Origin of the sequence: Microcoleus sp. PH2017_35_SFW_U_B (assembly GCF_020737865.1) — a bacterium.
In the GTDB taxonomy this organism is placed as follows: Bacteria; Cyanobacteriota; Cyanobacteriia; order Cyanobacteriales; family Microcoleaceae; genus Microcoleus.
Genome location: NZ_JAEQDE010000008.1, coordinates 1 through 1,408, shown reverse-complemented (window position 1 = coordinate 1,408; position 1,408 = coordinate 1). Strand labels below are relative to the sequence as shown.

1 pseudogene is annotated in these 1,408 nt (G+C 48.0%); it reads right to left on the bottom strand.

The features are described from left to right. Positions 1–218 precede the first annotated feature (218 nt). Positions 219–966 (bottom strand): annotated as a pseudogene (locus JGK36_RS00065) (DUF928 domain-containing protein). Positions 967–1,408: the final 442 nt, after the last annotated feature.

The following is a 1,408-nucleotide window of genomic DNA, read 5'->3' as shown; positions in this document are numbered from 1 at the left end:
ATGGCTATTCCTATGGAGTTTAATTCAAGGCGACTGAAGTCGCAGCCGCTTTCCTCCCCATGTCTAAAGCCAGGGGCTTCTCGCTCGTTTTTTGGTGAAAAATGCGGAGGAATGTAAAAAACAACAGATAAAAAGCAAAAGGCGAGGGGAAACAGGAAGCCCGATCGCACCTCACAATTGAATTTAAACAGTTTTAGCGAGAAAGGCTGCATGGGATTTTAGGGTTTGGGTTGCGGGAGTTGGCGTTGTTGTTCGATCGCTCTTATTTGCTTCAATCGATCGCTCCAATCTTTCAAAGGTTGGGCTTCCGAATTAGCCAGAGAATCTAGCAATTCCAGCACAGCCGCTTGATTTTGAGAAGTCTCAGAGGCTTTGCGCGCTTCGGCGATCGCGTCATACCACAGCCCAGCCTTGGCATACAAGTCGATCCGCTGTTGGGGAGTTGGCGCGGCTGCAAGTTGAGTTTGCAACGATTCAGCAGGCTGCACCACTTGGATTTCTGCCGTCGCCACCACATTCCGCGAAGGAACATTCCGATCGCACAGCAACGCCCCACTGATAGGATTGCCCGATCGACAGTGGAGGCAGATTTGCCGGCAAAGCAACGGACATGATTCCTGGCTGACTCTCCATCTCGGTTCTGTAGAGTAGTTGGCCCGATCGAGTAAACAGCCTCAATTGCAACGGACGAGAAGTGCGATCGGGTACAAACCAGGTAAAAGTCGGATGCCCGGAAATCGTCTGTCCCATATGGCTAAACGGCACTAAGGCAGTTAATACCGCCGCTGAATCACCTTCACAACTGCCGCCGCGAGTGGTATTCGTGCCCGTTTCTTTCGGTTTAGAAGGGTTTGGAGGAGGAGTATATTTTGCCAGGGCTGCGATCGGAATCCAGAACGAAACACTCAGGATTAAACTCGCAATTCCCGCAGAGTAAATGGTTCGACGCTTCAATCCGTGAGTCATCATCTGAATCCTCTCTGTAACTATTTTCTACGGTAATCGACAATACACAAACATAATAGAGGACTGCCCGCAAACAAGACTTGCGGGAAGGTGCAAAGCATTGTTAAAGCGCGATCGCCCCTTCATATCAAGCTATAATCTCGTTAAAGCGCAGATTTTCAATGTCTTTCCACTCCCTTCTGGCAGAAGCAAACATGATTACGACTCTCAGTAAGCCGTCCTCACTCATTCATGAAATTCAGATTGAAAAGGTGGGAGATTGGACGCTATTCAAATTCACTGAATCTCTTCAACTCCGAATGGAAAGCCTGCTAGAAAAAAAGAAGGCGGATCAACTCACTCCCAGGGGGAACGCATCTTATTGAACACTCTTCGCTAGTGGTGAGTATATTTTGAGATAAATTCACCATTCTTAGAAGCTATAGATACGCTTTGTAATGAC